Source organism: Scytonema sp. NUACC21 (assembly GCF_054684315.1).
Window position 1 is genome coordinate 224,805 of sequence record NZ_BAAFZH010000103.1, and the last position, 24,750, is coordinate 249,554.

The window sequence follows — 24,750 nt, forward strand, 5'->3', positions numbered from 1 at the left end:
TGGGGGTTTGGGAGTAGTAGGTGGAGAATGGTTCAGTCATAGGTGTTGTCAGGATTGGAAATGACAGCAGAGTAGCTTAAAAGGTGGACAGTAGCATTTACCTGTCAGTGCAAGGAAAATAAAAGTAAATATTTTCATAAATTTTTAAATAAGTCATCTGTAGTAACAGACTGATATGGATAATGATTTGTTAAGCTGAAAGCGCTGGTAGGAGGAGCAATGTCAGCATAATGCACTGGTTGTTATCTGGTCGTTTGAGAGTAGAAGAGTTGCAGGTTACGATAGTAGATTTGCCAGCTTCATTACACGGTACCAAGCTGGTACACCTATCAGACCTGCACTATGATGGTTTGCGATTGTCAGAGGAAATGTTGGCAGAGGCGATCGCAATCAGTAACCAAGCTGAACCTGATTTAGTGGTACTTACAGGTGATTACGTAACTGACGATCCATCGCCAATTCAGCAATTGGTACTACGACTCAAACATCTGCAAAGCCGCGCTGGGATTTACGCTGTACTTGGCAACCACGACATATATTACAAGCGTTCAAAAGCCACAGTGACGGATGCGCTCAAGAGCATAGGAATTACAGTTCTTTGGAATGACATCGCCTATCCATTTGGAGAAGAACTACCGTTGGTGGGGTTAGCGGATTATTGGTCTCAGGAATTTAACCCCCAACCAGTTATAGAGCGCTTGGATGCTACCAAACCCTGTATTGTACTAAGCCACAATCCTGATTCAGCTGAGATTTTGCAAAAATGGCGAGTTGATTTGCAACTATCCGGTCATACTCACGGTGGTCAAATTGTGCTTCCGGTCGTTGGACCTGTAGTAGTTTACTATAAGAAGTTTGTTCGCAAAGTGTCCAAAAAACTCCGGCGATTGGTACCCTTTTTGCGAGGAGACTGCACCAAGGTGGTAAAACATTGGGAATGGGCTCAAGGATTTCACAAGGTAGGAACAAATCAGCTTTACGTCAATCGTGGTTTGGGAACTTATCCACCAGGACGTTTATTTTGTCCACCAGAAGTCACCATTATTACCTTAGTTAGCAACAATAGCTAATGGTTTTTCGACTCCTGACTCTTAACCAATTCAACGACTAACCGCCAAAAGCTACGTGGATGAGTGCTAGCAGCTTCTGGCGGTTTATGGGTAATCTAAACGATTGATAAAAAAAGTAGAAAGTCAGCGGAAAGTAACTCAACTAAAGGTGGACAAACTTTGCAATCAACCTCATTCGGAACTTTGTGCTCTTTTATTCGAGCTAGGCAGGCATTCGTGCTGTGCGTTCAAAAACCTCCAAAATAACTCAATCATTTAAACATATAGGCGAAAACACATTTACCGAACACAAAACCGATTGGTGATTGCGGATGTACTTGAGCGGGAGGCACAAGCTCTAAAGTACGCTTTTGTTTAAATCTCTAACTTGTTTGTGCCATATGTTTAAATTAGCATTTCCTTTTTGAAGACGGTAAGGTATTTTACTAATTTTTATAGCCTTTAACTTTTCTTAACATTTTCTTAAAATTACTATAACTAATAGTTTTAAACCCAGCCAAGCCATGCTTTTCTACCACCAACTACCAACCACTAACACGCTATAAGCTTAATAGTCCTATCACCATTGCCACCAGCCGCTAGGGTTTTGCCATCTGGGCTAAAGGCAACACAATAAACAGCATCTTCATTGACCGTAAAAGTACGGAGTTCTGTACCTGTATCTACTTGCCAAAGCTTAACCGTCCTGTCTCGACTACCACTAGCCAGTGTTTTGCCATCCGGACTAAAGGCAACAGAACAAACATCATCTGCGTGTCCTGTAAGAGTGTGAATTTCTTGACCGTTTGGTAGTTGCCAAATTCTGATGGTCTTGTCGCTACTGCCACTGGCAATCTGCTTACCATTAGGGCTGAATGCAACAGAAATCATTCCTCCAAAGGAATCAGAATTTCCCTTAAGAGTTAAAAATTTATTATCAGATAAATACCAAACTTTGATAGTTTTATCATTTCCAGCACCTCCAGTTGCTAAAATGCTGCCATTCGGACTAAAAGCAACGCATAAAACTTCGTCTGAATGTCCTTGAATTGTATGTATTTCTTTATATGTATCTGTAGACCAAAGTTTAATAGTTCTATCTTTACTACCACTTGCTATAGTCTTTCCATCAGGGCTGAAAGCAACTGAATAAACTTTTTCTTTATGCCCTGTGAAAGTGTAAATTTCTTCCCCTGTTACCACATTCCACAATCTCACATTTGTGTCATCACTTCCACTCGCTAACATCTTGCCATCTGAACTAAATGCAACTGAATTCACTCTAGAAGGTTCTTCTCGTCCCTGGAAGATGCGGGCTTCCCTATTAGCGAGATCCCAAATTCTTATCGTTTTGTCGTGACTTCCGCTTGCCAATTTTTGTCCATCTGGACTAAATGCTACAGACATCACTCTATCTGTATGCCCTTGAAGAATGCTTTGCAATAGTATCTCCTCTACAATCGACTGTGATGGAGATGCTGTCATATTTGGTATAGATGGTATGATTTCCTGAACTACCGGTAGATTTGGGGTGTTCTCTACAGAAATTGGTGTTGGGGTTTGAGGTTTTTGCTGTTTTGTGATTATTGGTACGATTGGTTTCACATTTACTTCACTTGATTGAGGCGTAACACTTTTTGGTTGTATTTCTGCTACCACAGTTTGAGATTGAGATTGTGTTTTTGTTAGGGATTGGGTTAAAGCTTGGACATCAGTTTGAAGTTGAGCAATTGTATTTTTGAATTCCTCTATCTGCTTTCGAGTGTTTGTACTTAGCTGTTGCGTAAAGACATCCAGTTGAGTTAACCTCTCCTCCCAACGCTGCAAAACCTGTATTTGTTGCTGGGTGGTTTGATTTAATTGTTGTGTAAATGCATCAAGTTGAGTTAAACGTTGGTTGACGGGTTCCAGTTGTTTTTGAGTATTCGCATTCAGTTGCTGTGCAGAATTATCGAGTGCAGTTAAGCGTTGGGCGCAACGCTGTAATTCCTGAGTTTGTTGTTGAGCGGTGCGATCGATTTGTTGTGTTAAGATATCAAGCTGGGACAAGCGCTGACTCAATGGATTTATTTGGTTCTGAGTATTTGCACTTAGCTGTTGTACGAGATTCTCAAGCTGAGTCAGGCGCTGTCGGAAAACCTTCGTGTCTTCTGTTGGCTGAGACTTTTGTAACGCCTCGAACTGTTGCTGAATGTTTGTCATTAACTCTTGAAAAGTTGTGTCAAATTCTGCAAGACGTTGTGTAACAGCGTCTACTCTTTGCTGTTGGTTGTTCCGCAGTTCTTCGAGCTGTTCTCCAGTTGTTGTACTCAGTTTTTGCATGAAAGCATCAAAATTGGCAAGGCGCTGTCGGAGTGGATCGAGGAGTAAGTCTTGTTTTGCCATCACCTGTTGTTGTTGCCCTTGATTCAAGTACTTTAACCTTTCGCGATTAGCAACGTTCAAGCAGATTGTGATTGTCAAAGGAGCTGCTGCATAAATCATCTGTTGGGTCAGTGTTGTTGCGATTAATCCCAATGCAGAGAAAGATATTGAGGCGTATTCGCTAACTTCTAGCCAGTGGAGTTTGGTCATAATAGGTTGACTGCTGTGGTTGGTGCAATGAGAAAACAGCTGGATCTTGCAACGCGATTTTTAGAACCTATCCCCATCTTCTTCCAAGAAACACAGACAAACTGTGCTTGGAATTTCCCATTTTCCATGGGATATGAGTCAGGCTCAATATCGGCTGCGTTAACGACCTATCTGTATCGCCGATCCAACCCAAGTAAACACTTTATCCACTGAAAAAACCTGCCTATCAGGGATTTTGGCTTGGATTTCCGTTTTGAGCGGGTGGAACGCCGGGATGAAGCGGATGCAGAGTAACCATCTTTGATTGTCAACTGTCCTTCTAATTCTGCAGCTTTATCTAAATCGGAAGTGGCTCTGTGCTCGTATCCCAATATGGAGCAAATATACCCACGGTATTTGTATGCTTCTATGTAGTTGGGATTGAGGCGAATTGCGTGAGTAAAGTCCGCGATCGCCAAATCGTATCTTCCTAATTTTGCGTTCTCGACACCCTCGTTATAGAAGGTTTCGGCATTGGAGCGATTTGTATAAACTTTTGCTTGTTTTGTTTGATGAGGCTGATTTGTTTGATAAGGTTGCTCTTGATAAATGGGCTGATAAGATTTAAGGGTATTATAAGCTTCATTAATAAGTTTTAATTTATCTTCTGCTTCCTGCTTTTGCTGCAAACTCACAAACCGGTCTGGATGCCAAATTTTGACCAGCTTGCGGTAAGCTTGCTTTACCTCCGCTTGCGACGCACCGGGTTTTAGTCCTAAAACAGAGTAAGCCTCATCTATGTTAATGCGAGCGCTCATACGGGGAAATAGGATGCACTGTAAATCTATGTTAATTATTCCCAGACAACTTTGCTTGTTTCTGAAAAATATCTAACTTTGCCAAATCTTGATAGTTGTATCTCGACTCCCACTAATCAGAGTCTTACCATCCGGACTGAAAGCAACGGCATTCACCCAGTCAGAATGATGCCCCACAGTGTACAGTTGTTTTCCTGTTTGAACTTGCCAAAGTCTCACTGTTGTATCTGCGCTACTACTGGCAATTTGTTGACAATCAGGGCTAATGGCAACAGACAAAACGTAGCGATCGTGCCCTGCCAAAGAATTAATGAGCTTTCCTGTATTGAGATCCCACAGCTTAATAGTTTGGTCATAACTACCACTGGCTAAAATTTTGCCATCGCCACTGATGGCAACACAAGTCACCCTTCCTGAATGCTTATTGAGAGTATGCAGCAGTTTCCTACTTTTGAGATGCCATACCTTGATGCTATTGTCACCGCTACCACTGGCTAAAATTTCCCCATCTGGGCTAATCGCGAGAGAACTGATTAAGTAAGAATGACCTTTGAGAACGTGCAGCAGTTGACCCATGCCAATATGTGAAATCTTAATAGTCGTGTCTCTACTGCCACTATAGACAGTTTGACCATCAAGACTTAAAGCAACGGAAAAAACCGGAGTTGAATGAACTTTGAGGGTGCTAAGTAATTTACCTGTAGCAACTTCCCAAATCATGACACTACAGTCATCGCTGCCACTGACTAAAGTTTGACTGTCAGGACTAAACGCAAGACATCTTATCCATTTTAGATGACCGATAAGCGTGTGTAATAATTTTCCTGTTTTCAAGTGCCAAATTTTAATACTGTTATCACTACTTCCACTAGCAAAAGTTTGCCCATCCGGGCTAATTGCAAGGGCCAAAATCCAATTGGCGTGATTCAGGGTATAAAGGCATTTCCAGGGTGAGACGGATTTCGATGCTTGAGTTGATTGTGAAGTGGGTGTGGCAGACTTTTGGGTTGGTGATGCAGGTGCAGCCTCTTGTTTTCTTGCTTCTCGTTCCAGTTTTGCAGCATTTCTGAAATCTGAAGCTGCTCTATTTTCCCATCCCATTTTTGAGCAGGCAAGCCCTCGATATTTGTATGCTTCAAAGTAATTAGGATTCAGGCGGATGGCTTGTGTAAAATACTCGATTGCTTCAACGTAATTCTTCCGTTGAGCTTGCTCCATTCCCCATTTGTAAAAAGTTTCAGCATCACATCGAGTGGAATAAGTTTTTGTTTGTGGTTTTGAAGTTTTACAGCTTGAAGAAGATGGATTTATAAACTTTAATAATTCGTAAGCTTGGTTAATTTTTTTGATTTTTTCCTCAGCCTCTTGCTTTTGATTTTTCTGGGAAAAACTATCTGGATGCCAAGTTTTTGCTAACTTGCGGTAAGCTTGCTTAACATCCTCCTGTGACGCACCAGGTTTCAGACCAAGGATATCGTAAGCATGATTAATGTCGAGGCGATCGCTCATACTGGAAAATAAGATAAATTGTAAATCTATGCTAACTACTCTGAGAAACCCATATTATTTTATTCAAACACCCCATAGTGGCTACCACTGGGACGGTAGTGACCGCCGCTTCTTTGAAGGCTGGTATTATCGCGTAACTTTGCCGCAAGAACGACAAACCTTTGCCTTTATGTACTCCATAGAAGACCCAAAAGGCGGTCAACCCTACAGTGGTGGTGCAGCACAAATTCTCGGTCCAAACGACGAGTATCTCTGGCGTACTTTTCCAGATGTCAGCAAATTTTGGGCAACCCGAGATGCATTAGGTTTAGGGCATTGGGGAAAAACAAACCTAAAAATTCCACCTTGCTATCTAGTGGAAACAGAGTTTGAACGCCACGTACAAGAAGGTTACCAAGCAACCGCCACTCTCAATCAAGGGGCAATTCACGACCCTGCAACAGGTCATTATTGCCGTTGGCAATATGAAATTAAACCAATTTACGGCTGGGGCGATAAAGGAAGCATTCAACAATCAACTGCTGGTTGGCTGTCCCAACTACAGATTTTTGAGCCGGGATGGCAAATTCTCATGGCTCATGGTTTGGCTTCCGGTTGGATTGATTGGAATGGCAAACGCTATGAATTCACCAACGCCCCTGCTTATGGCGAGAAAAATTGGGGAGGTGCTTTCCCGCAAAAATGGTTTTGGTTGAACTGCAATAGCTTTGAAGGCGAATCTGACCTTGCTCTCACCGCCGGTGGCGGACGGCGGGGTGTTTTGTGGTGGATGGAATCTGTAGCGATGGTTGGGGTTCACTATCAGGGGAAGTTTTACGAATTTGTCCCTTGGAACTCAGAAGTTCGTTGGAATATACAACCTTGGGAAACTTCGGGAAGATGGCAAATGCAAGCGTGGAATTCTCGTTATGAGGTTGAGGTTACAGGAACTACCAACTTCCCCGGAACTCGTCTACGTGCTCCAACAGCTAAGGGTTTGCTTTTCTGCTGTCGTGACACAATGCAGGGGGAGTTAAATTTAGAACTGCGAGATAAAGGTACTGAAAAAGAAAAAATCATCCTGAAGGCGCGTAGCTTCCTTTGTGGATTAGAAATAGGTGGTGGATCTTGGGAAAATTCCTGGCAGTCCCATGAAAAGTGGTATCATAATAAGTGATATTAATTTTTTGGGGCTGTAGCTCAGTAGGATAGAGCGAGCGCCTCCTGAATTATCGGGCACCATAAAGGAAACTTTATGAGTGAATGTGGTTAAATTCGGTGAACCCTAAAGGGTGTATAAACTCCAAGGGAATACCGAGCCAAGCCGAAGTTAGTTGTCAAAGTCATTTGTCCTTTGTCATTTGTGAGGAACAAGGGGCTAAGGACACTGGAGCAAGGACAAAAAACTATTCGGAAGGTGTAGAGACTAGTAAGCCACCGCCTAAAGGCTGAAAGCCAATGGTGAAGGTATAGTCCGGAGAGTGGGGAAACTCACACAAATCTGAAGCGCTAGGTCGCCGGTTCGAATCTGGCCAGTCCCGTCCAAAAAAACTAAACAAAGTAGTCACACTATGTGTTATCTGCTTGAATAGCAGGTAAAATCCTGCATTGAGTTTAAAACCTATGTTTTGCTCAAGCAACGCGATATTAGATCCTCGTCGTAGCCTTAACTTGCCGCGACGCTTGGAAGTTGCGGGATCTTATACAATGTTTGCTCGTGCAGACTTGAGAAAAGGGCTATTGTTCAGAGGATTCGATCTCACCAGTCGAAGTTACTGAAATGATAACTCAGATTTTGTATCTGGGCATCTTTTTTGTAGGTCTGTTAATCTACATAATTATTTTTTAAAGCCAAATTTTTGTCCAAGTCGCTGAAGTGATAGAACCTTGAGCAAGCAACCATTTAAAGCTATTTCTTCTCGGTTTATGCTTTTAGCCCTACCACTTATACTGTGGTGGGGTTACAAAGAGATGCAAAACCAATTTGTGCGACCCCAGGCAATTTTAGTTTTGGGTGGTTCAACATCAAAATTAGAGCGAGAGAAGTTTACAGCAAATTTTGCCTATAACTACCCTCATCTACCTATCTGGATTTCTGGGGGTAGTCCTCCAACAATTACAAAACAAGTATTTCGGAAAGCTGGAATTGACACGAAGCGATTACATCTAGACTATAGGGCGCAAAATACCCTTGAGAATTTTACAACACTCGTTGACGATCTAGAAAACAGCGGGATCAAGAGCGTCTACCTCATTACTTCGGATTACCATATGCCTCGCGCCCGTGTCATAGGGGAAATTATTTTAGGTAGTCGAGGAATTGAATTTCAACCAGTACCAGTTCCTTCTGGAACTTCTCCCGAACCAATTGAAAAATCTATCCGCGATGGAGTGAGAGCCATTGTTTGGATAGCAACTGGTTATACGGGTAGTAAAGAATTTGAAAAATATAAGGAATAAGTCATAGCTCAAAATCCAAAACTTTACTACCTCATGACTATTTACATCTCATTATACAGAAGATGTCTTATTTATTCGAGAAATGTCCTTGTTTTTTTGCTTCTAGTATTTACTCTTATTCCCACCGACTTACTTATGGTGCTACTTTTTCTTGCACCAACACGAAGGGCTGTACGATGAGGGTATTAAATCGTTTTTCTTTCTGGGTGTTCCATTTTCCCACTTGAGCGACAGAGGGTTTGGTAATTAAGGCTTCATCAATCCACACTTGTACCTCTGCAACGCGATCGCTAGCTATGGCAACTCCGACCTCTAACAAGTCCAATCCTGCTGCTACTACAATTACTGCATCGCGTTGTACGTGAGGAATTAACCATTCCCACGCTGCTTCGTCTAAATTTTCTGTTAATTCCGATCTTAAATCTTGATTAGTCATTAGTCCTATGTCATTAGTCCTTTGTTATTAGTTTACAGTTAATAATTCCTATTCTAACTAATTTTTCAGCAAAGCTACGTATTTCAACCTAAAATTCTCTTACCTCTAATTTTTCATCCTTCATCCTTAATACTTTATCCTTTTGACTGAGCTTCTGATTTCATTTCATCAATTTCAAATAAAGAAACAATGACCCCTGTGATGGGAATAGAAATAAAAATTCCTAATAAGCCAGCCACTTTAGCCCCGACAAGCAAAGCAAAGAATACCACAACAGGGTTGAGATTAAGGGCTCCCTGCATAATCCGAGGTGAAATTAAGTTATCTTGTATTTGTTGAAGAACAATACAAGCTGCCAGTACCTTGAGTGCCAGCCAAACACCTTGTGATAGTACGATCGTTGTAATAACACTAATACCTAATGTAGCTCCTATACCAGGTATAATATCAAGAATCCCAACGATAACTGACAGGATTAAGGCAAAAGGCACATTGAGCAGTAAAAAAACAAGAAATGTGGAAGAGGTGAGAAATAAAGTCAATATCAATTGACCTTGAAAAAAACCTAAAAAACTGCGTTTTATAATACGTGTAAATCTATCTCGCCTTCGCTGCGGTACTATTTTTAGAATCAACAACCAAAGCTTCTCACCATCTAGCAACATAAAAAAAGCGACTACAGCAATTAAGATAAAAGTCACAAAATTAGTAATAAAGCTTTGAAAAATATTGAGACTAGTCACAAGTATCGATATAGCTTGAGTTCGCAGTTGTTCTTCGATCGCGCTTAAATCTATTTGGAGATTGCGTTTTTGCAGAAATTCCTCTAGTTGCTCTATCAAAGGTACTAGAGAGTTGAGAAACGCCGTCAAACTGTCAATTAATTGTTGTCCTTGAGATAAAACTGTTATGCCAACTGTAATTGTCAAACCACTAAGAATGACAATACTAAGTAAGAAAATGACAACAACTGCTACGCTGTGAGGCAAAAAATGCCGCAGCCATTTTACGGGATAGCTCAACAAAAAAGCCAGAATTGCAGCAAATGAGAAAATGACAATAACTGGTTCAAAGTAACTAAGAAGTTGTACAATTGCCCAGCCAGATGCAACTAAGAGCAAAAAACGAATGAGTGCCAGGTTATTCAGGCGGTGCCAAAAATCCTTGGCATCAAAACCGCTCATACACAGTTTGGGAAGGTTTACAAAATGCTTAATATTAAACTGACATAGCGATCGCTGCGATCGCTACTTCCTTTAAGCATATTCCCCCCTTCAGCTACCGTCCCAAATCGTGAAGCGCATTAATCTCCCATGCACATCGTCGCGTCAGTGCTTCCAATTCCTCTTTACTTGTAGAATTAGGGGCATCGATCGACTTGCCAATCCTGACAGTTACCGGAACTGAACGGGGAATCACTGACCCTTTGCGTTCAATTGCCTGAGTACCCCACAAACATACGGGTAAAAGAGGTACTTTTGCCTTAGCAGCAATCAGGGCTGCACCTCGTTTGGGGTCTGTAATACGTCCATCGGGAGTACGAGTGCCTTGTAAAAAAACGCCTATAGCCCACCCCTCATCCAAACATTTTAAGGCAGCACGAATTGCAGTGCGATCGGCACTACCCCGACTGACTGGGTAAGCCCCGTACAACTCAATAGCTTGTTTTAAAATTGGGATTTTAAAAAGTTCTTCCTTAGCCATGTAAGCCACAGGGCGGCGCATACAGCTAGAAACAATGGGCGGATCGTAGTTACTGGCATGATTGCTGACAACGACAAGGGGTCCGCTTTGAGGAACGTTTTCAGCACCGTAAATTTGCCCTCGAAAGAAGGTGCGTAGCATGGGGTTGACTACCGACCACTTAAAGGCATAGTAAAGTAACAGACTGGCAAATGGTTCGCGGTTTTTGGACATAGGTTAATGGTTAGCGGTTAGTGGATGGTAGTTAGTGGTGAGTCCAGGGAAAGGAGGCGGGTTTCCCGCGCCCTGGGAGGTGAGTCCAAAGGGTTAATTGTTTCCTACTAGCGACTAACGACTAACCACTGACTAAACAAATAAATCAGCACCAGAACGGATATTTTCTAAAGTTAAGCCAGAGCAGGTGCGTTTAATCAGACCGGTTAACACGTTCCCTGGCCCAATTTCCACAACTCGCTCGATTCCATTTACAGGTAAGGCTAATGCAATTTCTCGCCACCGGACTCCGCCAGTCATTTGTTGGGTTAAGCGTTGTTTTAAAACATCCGCATCAGTAGATGGAACTGGGTCTACATTTGATAGGACTGGTACCTTAGCTTGCTGAAATTCTACAGAATTTAAGAGAGTTTGGAACTCAGTCGCTGCTTCTGCCATTAAGTGTGAGTGAAACGCGCCAGAAACATTGAGGGGAAGAGCGCGTTTTGCCTTAACTTGGGACATGACTGCTTTAACGGCTTCTGGAGTGCCTGAAATTACCACTTGTGTTGGACTGTTATCATTTGCCAGAACGACATTAGGTGTTTGAGCGATCGCTTTTTCAAGTTGTTCCCTGTCAAAATTTAGCAGTGCCGCCATCATACCACCTGCAGCACTATCCATGAGTTCAGCACGATTCTTGACTAAATGCAACCCAGCAGACCACTCGAAAACGCCTGCCGCATAAAGGGCAATGTATTCTCCCAAACTGTGACCCGCAACTAGATTCGGGCTGTACTTTTGGAGCAAAATATCAGCTAGTATGCTTTCGACCACATACAGACAAGGTTGGGTGTAGAGAGTGCGAGATAGCTTCTCCTCGTCTGTTTGGCACATTTCTGTTACAGACCAGCCCAAAATTTCTTCTGCTTTGGCAAACTTCTCTTTTGCTGATGGTAAATTGAGTAACTCGATTCCCATTCCCAAGGACTGCGAACCCTGTCCGGGAAATACCCATGCGGTTTTAGTCATTAGTCAATTGTCAATAGTCATTGGTCAAGAGGTCAATAATCATTGGTCATTAGTCCTTGGTTATCAGCGGGCGGACACTCGTACAAAGGACTAATGACAAATAACTATTTTCCCCATCGAAAGATACTGGCACCCCAAGTGAGCCCTGCACCAAAACCGGAGGCAGCTATAATGTCACCGGGTTTGATTTTACCACTTCGTACTGCTTCGTCTAAAGCTAGAGGGATGGAAGCTGCGGAGGTGTTACCGTAGCTTGCAAGATTACTAATAACCTTGTGTTCTGGAATATTCATGCGTTCGGCAACAGCATTGAGAATGCGCTGATTTGCTTGATGCAATAGCAGCCAATCTAGTTGGTCAACACTGAGGTTGGCACGGAACAAAGCTTTGTCTATGACTTCTGGCACTTTTTGCACTGCGAAGCGATAGACTTCTTTGCCGTTCATGGTAATAGGTTCAAAGCTGCCTTTCCCAACACTGATACCTTGAGTCAGTTCCAAAGGGCTGTCTTTGTACGCAAGGTTGAGGTAATGGTTCTGTGTGCCATCGCTTTTGAGTTCAAATCCCAGCAAGTTATCCCTTTGATTTGCTTGCATGACAACAGCCCCAGCTCCATCGCCGAATAGTACACAAGTCCCCCGATCTTGCCAATCTACCCAACGGGAGAGGACATCTGCCCCTATTAACAGTACGTTTTGATAAATTCCGGTCTTGATATATTGGGCCGCGGTAACCAGTCCAAACACAAAGCCGGAACAAGCTGCTGTCAAATCAAAAGCCACTGCTCTACTAGCTCCGAGGGCTGCTTGAATTTTACAAGCAGTCCCAAATAAGTCATCGGGGGTGGAGGTTGCCAGCAAAATCAAATCCACGTCTTGCGGATTGATTTGAGCCATTGCGATCGCTTGATTGCCAGCAGCTGCTGCCAAATCAGTCAATGATTCACCAGGGCTTGCCAAACGTCGTTGACGAATTCCAGTTCTTGTGGTTATCCATTCATCTGATGTTTCAACCAGTTCAGATAGTGCCTGGTTATCCAGGAAACTGGCGGGCACTGCCGAGCCACTTCCTGTGATTGCTATTCCTAAATTTTGCACTCTGGCATCTCCCAAGCTCTCAGCTCTTGTGTCTTTTGTCCTTGGTCCTTTGTACGAGTGTCTTTTGCCCTTGAGTCATTACAAATGACGAATGACAAATGACTTATGACATTTAACCACTTTCATGCTGAACGCTTTCATATTGGGACTGAATTCTTTGTTGCACCCGGTTATCCACAGCTTCCTTCGCCATGCGAATAGCGTTAAAAATTGAAGGTGCCTGGGAACTTCCGTGGCTGATAATACAAACTCCTCCCACCCCTAAAAGCAAAGCACCGCCATGTTCTGCATGATCGACCCGCTGCTTAATCCGTCTGAGATTGGGTTTTAAAATAGCTGTACCGATTTGACCGCGCAATCCTCGGGGTAATTCTTCCCGCATAATTTGCAGCAGGATCTCCCCAACGGCTTCGGCAAATTTCAGCAATACATTGCCCACAAACCCATCACAGACAATGACATCAAAATGCCCGGAAAGGACATCGCGTCCCTCAGCATTACCGACAAAAGTGATTTGGTTATTTTCCCGTAGCAGTTGGTGGGCACGCACTGCTGCGTCATTGCCTTTGCAGTCTTCTTCACCGATATTCAACAAACCTACCTTAGGTTCTGGAGTCCCCAAGACATACTGGCTGTATAGTGACCCCATAACTGCAAACTGCTCCAAAAATTTTGGACGGCAATCTACATTAGCGCCAACATCAAGTACCAGTACTGGCTTGCCTGCTACCATTGTGGGAAATACCGCGCCGATTGCCGGACGGTCAATGCCTGGTAATCGTCCCAAGCGAAGCAAAGCTGCTGCCATTGCTGCCCCAGAATGTCCGGCAGAAACCACAGCATCCGCCTGTTGTTTTTTCACCAAATTCATTGCCACATTGATGGAAGCCTTCGGTTTGCGCCTAATAGCGCTTAAAGGCTCCTCATCCATTGAAATCGTGTCTTCAGCATTCACGATTTCAATTTTGTGCAAATTAGTTTTTGGAGGCAGTTTGCTTTGAATTTGTTGGGGATCGCCCACCAACAATACTTCTACACCCAATTCTTCTCGTGCCCGCAGAGCGCCAGCAACGATTTCATCAGGTGCGTGATCCCCTCCCATTGCGTCAATTGCGATCCGTACGCAAGTCGATCCCATTGCTCAGAGCTTCTAGAAACCTTACAAATTTTACCAGATGCCTCTTCAAGGCAGAAGGATGAAGCATGAAGGATGAAATCCTAAGTATAAAACCCTTAGTTTACCGTTCACTCTTTATCCCTTACACTTTGTTAGAGGTTCTGCCAAGCCCAACATAACACGAATTACACCCGTTACTACGACCGTAAAATTACGGCGATAAAACAGAATTTTGCCCGGTTTTTCAAAAACCCTATTTTCAGCAAAGCCCTGTACCTTTATTTTTTCGCTGGTTTTTGTCCCAAATAAAAAAATTGCCTGATTGGTTCGTTGGCATTGGGAATATATTGGATAGACAAAACTGAGTCAAAGGCTCAAGTGTGTAAATTCACGTCTTGCATTCAGCTTTGGCGATCTAGAAATAGCACGGCAGTTGCTTCAACAGGACAAACCCGTCTGCGCGGGTTTTGTTTGTGTAGCCGCGATTCCTTCCAGTCGTCCAGTACAAGATTTGAGTAGACCCACTTATGCAGCTTTTTAAAGAGTAGAGTAGGGTAGGATGAAGCATGAAGTATAAATTTTTCATCCTTCATCCTTTTTCATTGAGTTTTATTTGAGGATATCCTCATCTATTAAACCAGTAGTATACCTGAAATTCAAAGTCAGTTTTGGGACTTTGATATTGCAATTGTACTTTTGTTGCATTTATCAATAGTAAACCTAACATACGGAGAAATACAAGGTACAGATTCGGGTAATGAATCCTCAAAGGCAAATGCAACAGCCATATAAAATGATTTAGTTGATGCTGCAGGAAGCAACGCCTGTTATTCCAACCACTTCCACAACAAAAAATCAGCGGTTATGATGACTCAATGCAAAGCAGTTTCACATCTTATGCAATATTAATTAGTACAAAGTAGCATAAATTACAGAGGAAGAACGGATGCTGGAATTATTTAGTTCAGGGTTAATTTCCATTTGGCTAGAGATGGCAGGGATACAGGTTAAACCTACAGATGTTTTAGATATACTAGCTTGGCAAAGTAGCCCTGGTTTGGTTCTTGCCGCCGATCCAAATCCATCTGGAGCTACAATTGTGCAGCAATATCTCAAGGGACTGCAAACATTAAAACTCGTAACATCAGAGCAAACACAGAGTCAGGGGATTTGGCTGCAGTCAGGACCGATACTCATGGCTAACCATCAAGGGACAACGCCTCTACCCGCTGCCTCCTTAACCAAAATCGCCACCTCATTAGCTGCTTTAACAACTCTTGGCCCAAACCACCAATTTCAAACTCTCGTGAGTGCTACAGGCCCTTTGCAAAATGGTGTGTTGCAGGGTGATTTAATCATAACTGGCGGCGGCGATCCATTATTCGTTTGGGAAGAAGCTATTGCCCTGGGGAATAGTCTCAATCAAATGGGCATCAAACGTGTGACGGGCAAATTGATAATAAATGGCAATTTTGCTATGAATTTTCAACGCGACCCACAGCTTGCAGGTCAGATGCTCAAGCAAGCAATGAATTCCACAACCTGGTCTCGTGCTGTATCTTTCCAACACTCACTCATGCCCAAAGGCACCCTCAAACCTCAAGTTGCGATCGCTGGGGAAGTAAAATTAGGGGCACAAGATATTGCCTCTTTACAAAATCAACAGCAAACCTTATTGTTGCGTCACTATTCGCTGCCATTGAAACAAATTATCAAAGAGATGAATGTTTTCAGTAACAATGAAATGGCAGAAATGTTGGCAGAAGCTGTTGGCGGAGCACAGATCGTACAATCGAAAGCAGCAAGACTGGCACGAGTGCCGCAGTCAGAAATTCAATTAATCAACGGTTCTGGTCTCGGGCAGGAAAATCGCATTTCTCCAAGAGCAGCTTGTGCGATGTTAATGGCAATTCAAAAGGAAGCTCTCAACTACCAGCTAACTTTAGCCGATCTATTCCCAACTTCCGGTTTTGACCATCGTGGAACCATGCACTCTCGACAACTTCCCCCTGCTACAGTCATGAAAACTGGTACTCTTCGTGATGTCAGCGCTCTAGCTGGAGTTGTGCCAACACGCGATCGCGGTTTGGTTTGGTTCGCTATTATCAATCGTGGTTACGGTGTACCGGCTTTCCGTGCTAACCAAGATCGACTGTTACAAACTCTTGTCAAACAACTACAAATAGCTCCAGGCATACCTGCTAGTTTAACTCCCCACACAACGACTAGCGCATTACCCCAATTTGGTGCAGCCAATCGGAATGAGATGGTGTATGGCGGTTAGTCATTAGTCATTTGTCATTAGTCCTTGGTTCTTACAAATGACCAATGACCAATGACAAATAACTTAATTACTTTTTGGTTCTTTTGGAATAATCTCTGTGACAACTTTATCAGTGGCGTTGTCACCTCTAACCTCTATGGTTTCTGCTTGGAGATTACCAGAGGCTTGTTGACCCTTAAAAGCTAAGGGAGGATCGACTTGCCGATAAACCACATTACCTTGAGCTTCAACTAATTTCTTCTCAAGATACCAAGTCAGATTATTGGATTTTAGGGACTGGCGGCGTTCCCCAACAGCGTAAGCATCTCCTGTGAGATAAACTGTTTTTTGTGGTATCTTCACTTCACCACTGTTAGCTGTAACTCTGAGATTTTCCGCTTGGTGAAAAACCTGCACGGGAGAATCGCTGGTAACAGTTTCCGAGTTCAGGTTCCAGTTCATAGAATGACTGGCTACTTGTACTGGTGGATCTACCAATTGTATTTGGGCATTTTTCTTAACAGTAGCAATCTTAGTTTTCAAGTTAAACTCAGCGGAATCTCCTCTTCCACGGTCAGTAATTTGGTTGTTTTTATAGCGGTCTATTTCAATTGGGCGATTGCCTATTAATTTTTCCTCTTTTATTCGCCACATCAATTGCTCGGTTCGCATTTGCGTTTGCGGATCGATTGATTGTGCAACCACCCCCCCAGAAAACTCCACGAGTTGTTCGCGAGTTTTGACTCGTGCCTCCTGCGCCACGGCTCGTAGTTGTTTGTGAGTTCCATTCACTCGATTGCGGACTATTAGCAAATCTTCTTTAGGTCGCCACTCCAATTCATTACCTTGCAATACAACACCATTACGAGGGTCTGTAGCAACAATTTGTCCCTTAAGAAACAGTTGCTTGCCATCTTGCTCAATATCTGCTTGTTGAGCTTGAACTTGGTATACTATTTTACCATCTTGATAGAGTTCACCGTAAGGATTTTCTGCCTCACCAATTTGTTTTTCTTTTGTATACTTTGCCTGTTTGGCAACAACTTTCCAAACAGGGCGTCCAGTTTCATCGGCTTGTAATAAGGAAACGCCAATAAAAGTCAAATTACTATCTTTGTTACCTGGTGATGGAGTTTCAATAGGGGTTTTATCCACCACGTTTGTTTTTCCTCCTCCACAAGCAACTAGCCCAATTGCCATCAGGGATAGGAGAGTAAAGAAGATGGGGGGAAAGGGAGAGGGGGAGAGGCAGAGAAATTTCTCTTTACCTCCTTTTCCCTCTAATCTATTTTCTTGCTGGTTCATTTACTGTTCTTGAATTTCCAGGTGAGTGTCACTCTCTCTAGGTTCTTCCAAAAAACCTATACCCGCAGATAGAGGTCGATAAGGATAGCTTTGACGGGGGGTTTTTTGAATATCTTCTTTTATTGCTTCTAAATCAATGTAGCGATCGCTGACATTAATCAGGCTATCACTGGTCATTGAGCGCAAGCTTACCACTTCTACCCTTACACCCCGGTAACTTACTGAGTTTACCGCATATGCCAGATCCCCATCTCCACTCACTAATACTGCGGTATCATATGAGTCCACCAAAGCCATCATATCTACTGCTATTTCTACATCTAAATTGGCTTTTTTAGAACCATCTGGCAGCTGCACTAAATCTTTAGCAATAACTCTATAGCCATTACGTCGCATCCACAGCAAAAAACCTTGTTGCTTTTCGTTAGTTCTGTCTACTCCCGTGTAAAAAAAAGCTCGTAACAGCCTAGAACCTCCTGTTAATCTACATAGTAGCTTAGTGTAATCAATTTCAATTCCTAGCTGTAGCGCTGCATAGAATAAATTTGAGCCATCAATAAATATGGCAACACGTCCCCGATTTTCCAAAACTTGTTCTGGTGTAAATATTGAATCGTTTTCTAGATTATTCAACATTGTTGTCATACCTCATTTTTTATCAACGTAATAATTGATACTTAATTTCTGAATAGCTAGTAAGAACGGTTTATGATAATTTTTCAGGACTAATTAATTTAGTCCCGATAAATTAGAAAAATCAAAAAACAAACTTGAAACAACTAATCATTTTTAAGCGGTTCTAATCGCTTAAATATTGGTCTTGGCTCACCCAGTTTTTGTTGACTGGATAGTACACCCCATGTTCCGTGGATTGAAAAAGGCGCAGCTATTGAAGTTTTTATTTGTTCGTTAAAGTTTATTCCAAAACCAAGTTGCTGGTATATATCGCTACTGATACTTGGAATAATTGGTGATAGAAGATATGCTGCTAGTCTTACCGATTCAAGAACTGCATACAGCACTTTTTCTACCGCCTGCTGCTGTCCCAGCTAGCATGGTGATTTCATCAATCTCGAATAGCCCCTGGATACCGCTCTTGTCATCGCGTACCCCTTGCACATAACGAGCTAAGTTTTCTTGGGTAGGCAAAACTGGGGGAGGGCTGACTTCAAATTGACCATCTACAGGACGACGGGCTAGGGGGAGTCCGCGTTCCGTTAGGTCTACCACACTAACATACTCAGAGTCTTGCAAGGCTGTAACAACATAGGTTCCTACCTCTTCTTGAACGTTGCGATCCATCGTCAAGTTTTCGTATCTTCCCAGTTCTTCCCCTTCCCGCTTAATGACGACTGTGAAGAATTCTGCTGGTATCGGTGCTGGGACATTTGGATCTTCAGGAGCACTGATTTTAGGCTCGCCTGGAAGAATTTCTACATTGACGGAGCCATTTTCTGCTTCTTCTGGCTTGAGGGTGAACTGCAAAGCTTCGCGCTTCCCAGATGTTTTCAGCGTTAATGCAGTGGTGTCGGGACTTGGTTGTGTGGTTTGTTCTGCTGGTTTGGGTAGTTGGGTACCGATGCTCACGACCCAACAACGAGCACCCCCGTTCAAGAACCAGCCGTTAACCGCAAAAGGTAGATAAGCGTCGAAGTCCGTGAAACCATCGGAATTTTCTCTGGCAAAGTATTCCTGGTACTGGTTCCAACTGGTGACCAACATCGGCTTACCTATTTCCGCTCCATTACGTATGGCTTCTGTAAAGCCAACAAAACCTGCAATGTTCGTTTGCACTCCCTCAATCGGGCGACTACCACGGTCAACTTCTTCGACGTATACGCCAGGAGCAAAGTAATCTAGTCTTGCCATATAGGTTTTTCCTTAATTCGGGCATTGGGCTGGTGATATGGGGTGCATCTCTCAAAACACTCTCTAACTACAAACTTCATTGAGAGTATTTCGGACAATGTTTCAGGGTTTTAATTAACGAAAGAATTTGGTGGTTTAGAGAAACCAATTCTATATAGGAACACAGCAAAGTACCTCATGCAGTTGTAGCCTATGGGATAAGTAAGTCGGCGCAAATAATCATCACGAGTTCGCAGTTATGCTCTCGCGCCATAAAACACAACTAGGAGCAGAATTCAAAGATTCTACATCCCGTTACATAGTTTTGTTTTTTCTTGCCGACCTACTTAATGTTTCTCTCGTGTAGTTTTGACAGTGCCTACTATCTCTAGGTTTTGTACGGCAGAGCAACTACCAGTGTCTGTTTCAAAAATCCAATAGGATTCTTATAGATGCCATTAGTAAAATCAAGTTAAACTACATGTAAAATTCCTTAAAGGTAAGAATAGAGTTTGTATCTTCGATAGATAAAAAAAGAAATGGTATGCTGCCCTTAAATTACACCGAAATTTTAATTTGTATTTTCTAAAACATACAACTGCATCTTAACAAAAATTTGTAATTAATACTTTAATGATATGAGTAATTATTTAGCGATCGCCACTGTCACTGCAACTCTACAAAGAATCTTACAGGCTGCCGTACAAGTAGACGTACCTGGAGCAAGAGTCACCACAGTGAGACCAGATGCATCTGGAAGTGGTACACCAGAAGTTGGGGTAAACATCTATTTATACCAAGCTACCCCCAACCCTGCTTGGCGCAATTATGACTTACGCAACCGTCGCCCGAAAGGAGAGTTAATCAAACACGCGCAAGCGGGACTTGACCTTTACTACATCATGACTTTTCACGGTAATGAGGTGGAGTTAGAACCCCAACGCCTGCTGGGTAGCAGTGTGCGTACCATTGTCGATCACCCAATTTTAACGCCCCAGATGATTCAGGAAACGGTGCATAACCCAACCTTTAGCTTTTTAGCAGGTTCTACCTTAGACCAGCAAGTGGAACGAGTGACGATCGTTCCTAGTATTATGAACACAGAAGAACTCTCAAAAATCTGGTCAGTATTTTTCCAGTCACCTTATGTATTATCTTTTGCTTTCCAAGGTGGTGCTGTATTAATTGAAGGGAACAAACAAAGTGGTAGACCATTACCTGTAAAAGGTATTGATTTTTATACTACACCCAATCAACCGACAATTTCACAGGTGATGTCAGAAGCTGGTGTGAATCAGCCAATTGTAGCTAACACTGGCGTAATTATTCGTGGTGCGCTGTTGCAGGGAGAACGCACGCAAGTCAGAATTGGTGATGCTAAATTGACTCCACACAAGGAGAGCGAAAAAGAGATTCGATTGGAGTTATCTTTATTACCAGCACAAGAAGGGCGTTGGCTGCGGGCTGGGGTGCAGAGTTTACAAGTGTTGCATCCTATATCAAGACGCGCAAGATTTGAGCCGGAGCGCTTTGTTGGGTCTAATGTGGTACCGTTTGTGTTGTGTCCGACAATAATAGAAGTAGGAGTAGGAGCATTAGAGGATAACGGTGATGGGTTTTATTCAGCACTCTTGAGGGTGCAAGTTGATTTAACAGTTGGTGTTGGACAACGGACGTTATTGTTTTTAAATGAGCGATCGCTCTCACAACCAGCTGCTTACATCTTTACTGCTAACTCTCGCGTCGAAGATACAAATGTGGTTGAGATCTCTATTCATGATGTCAAGGCGGGAGAGTATTTGGTGCGGATACAGATAGACGGTGCAGAAAGTCTTTTGGAAGTGGATAAAAATCCGGAAAGTGAAAAATACGAGGAGTATGTAAGTCCGACGGTGGTTATTAGGGAAGTGCAATGAACAATTGGCAAGAAGCGAACCAACGATATTTGGGAGCAGCATTGGCTGTGGTGCGAGAGGCTCTCATGAAAAAAATGGCCGATAATAAAAAGCAGCCAACTTCCTCTAGTAATGTCCAATCTGGATTGGAAACTGCTACAGCTGCAATGCCAAGACCATCAGCATTGCAACAGTTGTGCGCCACTTTTACACTATCGGAATTTGAACGGGATGTGTTGCTGTTATGTGCGGGGATAGAACTTGATGCTAGTTGGGGCGGTTTGTGTGCCACAATTCAGGGAGATCCAAAGCTGAATTATCCGACTTTTAGCTTGGCTTTGGCTGTGTTAAACACACCTTATTGGGGTGCGCTGACTCCTGTAGCTCCCCTACGACGGTGGGGGTTGATTGAAGTTGGGGCTGGTAATGCTCTGACAACTGCGCCTTTACGAATTGATGAACGCATATTGCACTATCTCATGGGTGTTTCTCATCTTGATGAGCAACTGCTCAGTATGGTCGCTCCAGTGACAAACGTAGGGGTGCAGCATGACATAATAGTAGACTCTCATCGGCAAATAGCACAACAGGTAGTGACGACTTGGGGACAAGAATGGCAAGATTTACCGATTATCCAGTTATGTGGCGATGAAATTGCTAGTAAACGGGCGATCGCATCTCTCAGTTGCCATCTACTAGGATTCAATTTGTATACTCTATCTGCTCACGCCCTACCAAGCAACACCAATGACCTATATCAACTCCTTCAAATATGGCAGAGAGAAGCGGCTTTGAGCAAGTCGGTGCTACTGCTAAATTGCGATGACATAAATGCAAACGATACAACACAAGAAAATAGAGCTCAATCTTTTATTGAACAGATTACCAGTCCGTTGATTGTGATGAGTCGCGATCGCCTACCTTCCAAGCAACGCACTATTGTGACATTTGATGTCTACAAACCTACCATCAGCGAACAGCGTATAATTTGGCAACAGGTTTTGGGTGAAAGAACTGGTGAACTCAATGGGATGATAAATACACTCGTTGCCCAGTTTAATCTTACTGTTCCTGAAATTCATGCCGCGTGTACTCAGGCAGTAGGGAGACTAAAAGCAGGAGATAAGGAGGGATTGGCTCCTTCATCTCCCCCACTCAGCACGACATTATGGGATAGCTGTCGGAGTCAGGCTCGACCAAAACTAGACGAATTGGCACAACGAATAGAACCTGCCGCCACTTGGGATGATATAGTATTGCCAGAAGCACAGTTGCAAACTTTGCGGACTATTGCTGCTCACGTCCGCCAACGAGATAAGGTATACCAAAGTTGGGGATTTGCTAGCAAGGGTGGACGCGGCTTAGGTATCAGCGCTTTGTTTGCTGGCGTAAGCGGGACTGGTAAGACCATGTCTGCTGAGGTATTAGCCCAGGAATTACAGTTGGATCTTTACCGTATAGACCTAAGTTCAGTTGTTAGCAAATATATCGGTGAGACAGAAAAGAATTTGCGACGGGTGTTTGATGCGGCAGAAGCAGGGGCGACGATTTTGTTGTTTGATGAGGCAGATGCTTTATTTGGCAAGCGTTCTGAGGTAAAAGACAGTCACGATCGCTACGCCAATATGGAAGTGAGCTATTTGTTGCAACGTATAGAATCATACCAGGGACTAGCTATTCTTACTACTAATTTGAAAGACTCTATAGATACCGCCTTTCTCCGTCGTATCCGCTTCATTGTCAAATATCCTTTTCCAGATGCCAATCAACGCGAGGAAATTTGGCGGCGCATTTTTCCCAAAGACACACCTACAGTTGGATTGGATTTTATCAAGCTGGCAAAGTTAAATGTTGCTGGGGGTAATATCCGTAACATTGCCTTGAATGCAGCTTTTATTGCAGCAGATGCAAACGAGGCGATTGGAATGAAACATATCAAAGCTGCGGCTGTAGGTGAATATGTTAAGTTAGATAGAACGCTAGCGGATGCAGAAATCAAGGGGTGGGTATAGATTAGAATTCGGTTCACTCTCCGGCTTGTTGTTTGAGCCTTTCCGTATTTTCTGGCGAAATTGATGTATAAATAAGAGAAAATACTAAATAATTAGAACAACCCAGGAGGCGGAATATGAGTAGGCAATGGCAAGCGCAAAGAAAACCTTTGTCAAGTTCCGCTTCCCCACCTGTACACAAAAGCTTGTTTCGCCAACGACCTTTTAGCCCCCCAGTTGAAGATACTGCTGTGCAGCCAAAGCAACAGGGCACAGCACAACGTTCTGGCTTTGACTTAACTAGCATCAGACTTTTTCCTGATTCTCCCTTGCCCATTCAAACGAAACTAACCGTAGGTGCGCCAGGGGACAAGTACGAGCAAGAAGCAGACAACATGGCAAATACGGTGATGTCTATGTCTTCTCCTACTGTTCAGAGAGAGATGGCACCAGAAGAAAACAAAGAAGAGGAAGTACAAACCAAGCCTCTAGCATCTACTATCACACCACTAGTGCAACGGGAAATGGCACCAGAGGAGAAGGAAGAGGAAGTGCAAACCAAACCTCTAACAGCTTCCACTATCCAACGGGAGATGGCATCTCAGGAAGATAAAGAAGAGGAGGTGCAAACCAAGCTTCTGACAGGTTCGACCATTCAACGGGAAATGGCACCCCAGGAAGATAAAGAAGAGGAGGTGCAAACCAAGCTTCTGACAGGTTCGACCATTCAACGGGAAATGGCACCAGAAGAAGAGGAAGAACCAGTGCAAGCTAAGTCAGCACCAGAGGGAAACTCCCAAACTAGTGGCAATATAGAGAATCAGTTAAATGCAAGCACGGGAGGTGGTAGCCCTTTATCAGATGAAGTGCGATCTTTTATGGAACCCCGCTTTGGTACTAATTTTAGCTCTGTGCGTGTTCATACCAATAGTGCAGCAGTGCAGATGAATCGAGAGTTGGCCGCTCAGGCTTTTACTCATGGTAGTGATATTTATTTTGGAGCAGGGAAGTCGCCTGGGAACAATGAGTTGATGGCACATGAGTTGACTCATGTGGTACAGCAAACTGGTTGGGTGCAATGAAAATGTTCAACTTGTGAACAAGAAGACGGACTTTTACAAAAATCTGTCAACGTTTCTGATAGCTCATCGTTATTGATTCAACGATTTGATCCAATTGAATATATTCCAGTTGTTGGAACAGTTTGGAAAACTGCTAAATGCTCGTATTATCTCAACAAAGCTAGTGATTTATTGAGTAATTGTAAAAAAGAATATAACGAAAATTGCGGTGGTGATAAAAGTACTGAGGAATGTGTAGAGTATATGGATGGCAAGGGTTCTGGTAATCCTTCTGACGTAATTCTCAATTGTGCTAAAACAAAAAATCCTGATATTATCAAAAATATGCTCGCAAAATGTTCACAAGTAGCAGTAGGCTCCTATACAAAAACAAAATTGTAGTGCGATCGCCACCATCTCCACTGCATTTGGATAGTTCCA

20 protein-coding genes and 1 pseudogene are annotated in these 24,750 nt (G+C 43.1%); 8 read left to right on the forward strand and 13 right to left on the reverse strand.

The genetic code is table 11. The features are described from left to right. The first annotated feature begins 230 nt into the window (after nt 1-230). Complete coding sequence (locus tag ACYRY3_RS35370; RefSeq protein ID WP_460206354.1) at nt 231-1,070, forward strand: metallophosphoesterase; 840 nt, start codon at nt 231-233, stop codon at nt 1,068-1,070. Nucleotides 1,071-1,601: 531 nt separating this feature from the next. Here the strand turns inward: ACYRY3_RS35370 and ACYRY3_RS35375 are convergent. The 3 genes from ACYRY3_RS35375 to ACYRY3_RS35385 form a co-directional block, all read right to left on the reverse strand. Then, a complete protein-coding gene (locus tag ACYRY3_RS35375; protein ID WP_460206355.1) occupies nt 1,602-3,623 on the reverse strand; it encodes a WD40 repeat domain-containing protein in 2,022 nt (673 codons plus the stop codon). Nucleotides 3,624-3,790: 167 nt separating this feature from the next. Further along, nucleotides 3,791-4,420 carry a J domain-containing protein gene (locus tag ACYRY3_RS35380; protein WP_460206356.1) on the reverse strand — a complete coding sequence of 210 codons (630 nt, stop codon included), beginning with the start codon at nt 4,418-4,420 and terminating at the stop codon, nt 3,791-3,793. Between the two features lie 72 nt (nt 4,421-4,492). Then, nucleotides 4,493-5,929: a WD40 domain-containing protein gene (locus ACYRY3_RS35385; RefSeq protein ID WP_460206357.1), complete on the reverse strand. Its 1,437-nt coding sequence runs from the start codon at nt 5,927-5,929 to the stop codon at nt 4,493-4,495. A 28-nt stretch (nt 5,930-5,957) separates the two neighbouring features. Here ACYRY3_RS35385 and ACYRY3_RS35390 point away from each other — a divergent pair, with 28 nt between their 5' ends. Together ACYRY3_RS35390 and ACYRY3_RS35395 are read left to right on the forward strand one after the other, a co-directional pair. Beyond that, complete coding sequence (locus tag ACYRY3_RS35390; RefSeq protein WP_460206358.1) at nt 5,958-7,085, forward strand: tocopherol cyclase family protein; 1,128 nt, start codon at nt 5,958-5,960, stop codon at nt 7,083-7,085. 749 nt (nt 7,086-7,834) lie between these two features. After that, on the forward strand, nt 7,835-8,368 hold the full coding sequence (locus tag ACYRY3_RS35395; RefSeq protein ID WP_460206392.1) for a YdcF family protein: 534 nt from the start codon (nt 7,835-7,837) through the stop codon (nt 8,366-8,368). A 133-nt stretch (nt 8,369-8,501) separates the two neighbouring features. On the opposite strand, the gene ACYRY3_RS35400 is transcribed toward ACYRY3_RS35395, so the two are convergent. From ACYRY3_RS35400 to plsX, 6 genes are all read right to left on the reverse strand, one after another. Next, nucleotides 8,502-8,804, reverse strand: coding sequence for a DUF2288 domain-containing protein (locus ACYRY3_RS35400; protein ID WP_460206359.1), 303 nt, complete (start codon nt 8,802-8,804; stop codon nt 8,502-8,504). Nucleotides 8,805-8,938: 134 nt separating this feature from the next. After that, nucleotides 8,939-9,988 (reverse strand): AI-2E family transporter, encoded by a 1,050-nt coding sequence (locus tag ACYRY3_RS35405; RefSeq protein ID WP_460206360.1) that lies wholly within the window; start codon nt 9,986-9,988, stop codon nt 8,939-8,941. A gap of 94 nt (nt 9,989-10,082) precedes the next feature. After that, nucleotides 10,083-10,721: a lysophospholipid acyltransferase family protein gene (locus ACYRY3_RS35410; RefSeq protein WP_460206361.1), complete on the reverse strand. Its 639-nt coding sequence runs from the start codon at nt 10,719-10,721 to the stop codon at nt 10,083-10,085. A gap of 132 nt (nt 10,722-10,853) precedes the next feature. Continuing rightward, on the reverse strand, nt 10,854-11,732 hold the full coding sequence (fabD, locus tag ACYRY3_RS35415) for an ACP S-malonyltransferase (protein WP_460206362.1): 879 nt from the start codon (nt 11,730-11,732) through the stop codon (nt 10,854-10,856). A 104-nt stretch (nt 11,733-11,836) separates the two neighbouring features. Beyond that, complete coding sequence (locus tag ACYRY3_RS35420) at nt 11,837-12,829, reverse strand: beta-ketoacyl-ACP synthase 3 (protein ID WP_460206363.1); 993 nt, start codon at nt 12,827-12,829, stop codon at nt 11,837-11,839. Nucleotides 12,830-12,941: 112 nt separating this feature from the next. Continuing rightward, nucleotides 12,942-13,967, reverse strand: a complete 1,026-nt coding sequence (gene plsX, locus ACYRY3_RS35425; RefSeq protein WP_460206364.1) for a phosphate acyltransferase PlsX — start codon at nt 13,965-13,967, stop codon at nt 12,942-12,944. A gap of 925 nt (nt 13,968-14,892) precedes the next feature. On the opposite strand from plsX, the gene ACYRY3_RS35430 reads away from it, so the two are divergent. Further along, entirely contained in the window at nt 14,893-16,230 is a 1,338-nt protein-coding gene (locus ACYRY3_RS35430) for a D-alanyl-D-alanine carboxypeptidase (RefSeq protein WP_460206365.1), read from the forward strand. A gap of 63 nt (nt 16,231-16,293) precedes the next feature. On the opposite strand, the gene lptC is transcribed toward ACYRY3_RS35430, so the two are convergent. The 4 genes and pseudogenes from lptC to ACYRY3_RS35450 all read right to left on the reverse strand — a co-directional run bounded on the left by lptC (nt 16,294) and on the right by ACYRY3_RS35450 (nt 19,383). Next, nucleotides 16,294-17,514, reverse strand: a complete 1,221-nt coding sequence (gene lptC, locus ACYRY3_RS35435) for an LPS export ABC transporter periplasmic protein LptC (RefSeq protein WP_460206366.1) — start codon at nt 17,512-17,514, stop codon at nt 16,294-16,296. Then, nucleotides 17,515-18,150, reverse strand: coding sequence for a LabA-like NYN domain-containing protein (locus ACYRY3_RS35440; RefSeq protein WP_460206393.1), 636 nt, complete (start codon nt 18,148-18,150; stop codon nt 17,515-17,517). 143 nt (nt 18,151-18,293) lie between these two features. Further along, a pseudogene (locus tag ACYRY3_RS35445) lies at nt 18,294-18,560 on the reverse strand (methionine--tRNA ligase); the annotation flags it as partial. Continuing rightward, complete coding sequence (locus ACYRY3_RS35450; protein WP_460206367.1) at nt 18,517-19,383, reverse strand: hypothetical protein; 867 nt, start codon at nt 19,381-19,383, stop codon at nt 18,517-18,519. The gene ACYRY3_RS35450 and the pseudogene ACYRY3_RS35445, both read right to left, overlap by 44 nt. 617 nt (nt 19,384-20,000) lie before the next feature. Between ACYRY3_RS35450 and ACYRY3_RS35455 the strand changes: the two genes are divergently transcribed. The 4 genes from ACYRY3_RS35455 (at nt 20,001) to ACYRY3_RS35470 (ending at nt 24,711) form a co-directional block, all read left to right on the forward strand. Next, a complete protein-coding gene (locus ACYRY3_RS35455; protein WP_460206368.1) occupies nt 20,001-21,278 on the forward strand; it encodes a DUF4255 domain-containing protein in 1,278 nt (425 codons plus the stop codon). Next, on the forward strand, nt 21,275-23,269 hold the full coding sequence (locus ACYRY3_RS35460) for an ATP-binding protein (RefSeq protein ID WP_460206369.1): 1,995 nt from the start codon (nt 21,275-21,277) through the stop codon (nt 23,267-23,269). The genes ACYRY3_RS35455 and ACYRY3_RS35460 overlap by 4 nt, the downstream gene beginning before the upstream one ends. Before the next feature lie 116 nt (nt 23,270-23,385). After that, nucleotides 23,386-24,330 (forward strand): eCIS core domain-containing protein, encoded by a 945-nt coding sequence (locus tag ACYRY3_RS35465; protein WP_460206370.1) that lies wholly within the window; start codon nt 23,386-23,388, stop codon nt 24,328-24,330. Between the two features lie 72 nt (nt 24,331-24,402). Continuing rightward, nucleotides 24,403-24,711: a hypothetical protein gene (locus ACYRY3_RS35470; protein WP_460206371.1), complete on the forward strand. Its 309-nt coding sequence runs from the start codon at nt 24,403-24,405 to the stop codon at nt 24,709-24,711. The last annotated feature ends 39 nt before the right edge of the window (nt 24,712-24,750 follow it).

Excerpts from the sequence above, each read along its gene's own strand:
- ACYRY3_RS35370 (WP_460206354.1), top strand. The coding sequence starts at position 231 with ATGCACTGGTTGTTATCTGGTCGTTTGAGAGTAGAAGAGTTGCAGGTT.
- ACYRY3_RS35375 (WP_460206355.1), bottom strand. The coding sequence starts at position 3,623 with ATGACCAAACTCCACTGGCTAGAAGTTAGCGAATACGCCTCAATATCT.
- ACYRY3_RS35380 (WP_460206356.1), bottom strand. The coding sequence starts at position 4,420 with ATGAGCGCTCGCATTAACATAGATGAGGCTTACTCTGTTTTAGGACTA.
- ACYRY3_RS35385 (WP_460206357.1), bottom strand. The coding sequence starts at position 5,929 with ATGAGCGATCGCCTCGACATTAATCATGCTTACGATATCCTTGGTCTG.
- ACYRY3_RS35390 (WP_460206358.1), top strand. The coding sequence starts at position 5,958 with ATGCTAACTACTCTGAGAAACCCATATTATTTTATTCAAACACCCCAT.
- ACYRY3_RS35395 (WP_460206392.1), top strand. The coding sequence starts at position 7,835 with ATGCTTTTAGCCCTACCACTTATACTGTGGTGGGGTTACAAAGAGATG.
- ACYRY3_RS35400 (WP_460206359.1), bottom strand. The coding sequence starts at position 8,804 with ATGACTAATCAAGATTTAAGATCGGAATTAACAGAAAATTTAGACGAA.
- ACYRY3_RS35405 (WP_460206360.1), bottom strand. The coding sequence starts at position 9,988 with ATGAGCGGTTTTGATGCCAAGGATTTTTGGCACCGCCTGAATAACCTG.
- ACYRY3_RS35410 (WP_460206361.1), bottom strand. The coding sequence starts at position 10,721 with ATGTCCAAAAACCGCGAACCATTTGCCAGTCTGTTACTTTACTATGCC.
- fabD (WP_460206362.1), bottom strand. The coding sequence starts at position 11,732 with ATGACTAAAACCGCATGGGTATTTCCCGGACAGGGTTCGCAGTCCTTG.
- plsX (WP_460206364.1), bottom strand. The coding sequence starts at position 13,967 with ATGGGATCGACTTGCGTACGGATCGCAATTGACGCAATGGGAGGGGAT.
- ACYRY3_RS35430 (WP_460206365.1), top strand. The coding sequence starts at position 14,893 with ATGCTGGAATTATTTAGTTCAGGGTTAATTTCCATTTGGCTAGAGATG.
- lptC (WP_460206366.1), bottom strand. The coding sequence starts at position 17,514 with ATGAACCAGCAAGAAAATAGATTAGAGGGAAAAGGAGGTAAAGAGAAA.
- ACYRY3_RS35440 (WP_460206393.1), bottom strand. The coding sequence starts at position 18,150 with ATGTTGAATAATCTAGAAAACGATTCAATATTTACACCAGAACAAGTT.
- ACYRY3_RS35450 (WP_460206367.1), bottom strand. The coding sequence starts at position 19,383 with ATGGCAAGACTAGATTACTTTGCTCCTGGCGTATACGTCGAAGAAGTT.
- ACYRY3_RS35455 (WP_460206368.1), top strand. The coding sequence starts at position 20,001 with ATGAGTAATTATTTAGCGATCGCCACTGTCACTGCAACTCTACAAAGA.
- ACYRY3_RS35460 (WP_460206369.1), top strand. The coding sequence starts at position 21,275 with ATGAACAATTGGCAAGAAGCGAACCAACGATATTTGGGAGCAGCATTG.
- ACYRY3_RS35465 (WP_460206370.1), top strand. The coding sequence starts at position 23,386 with ATGAGTAGGCAATGGCAAGCGCAAAGAAAACCTTTGTCAAGTTCCGCT.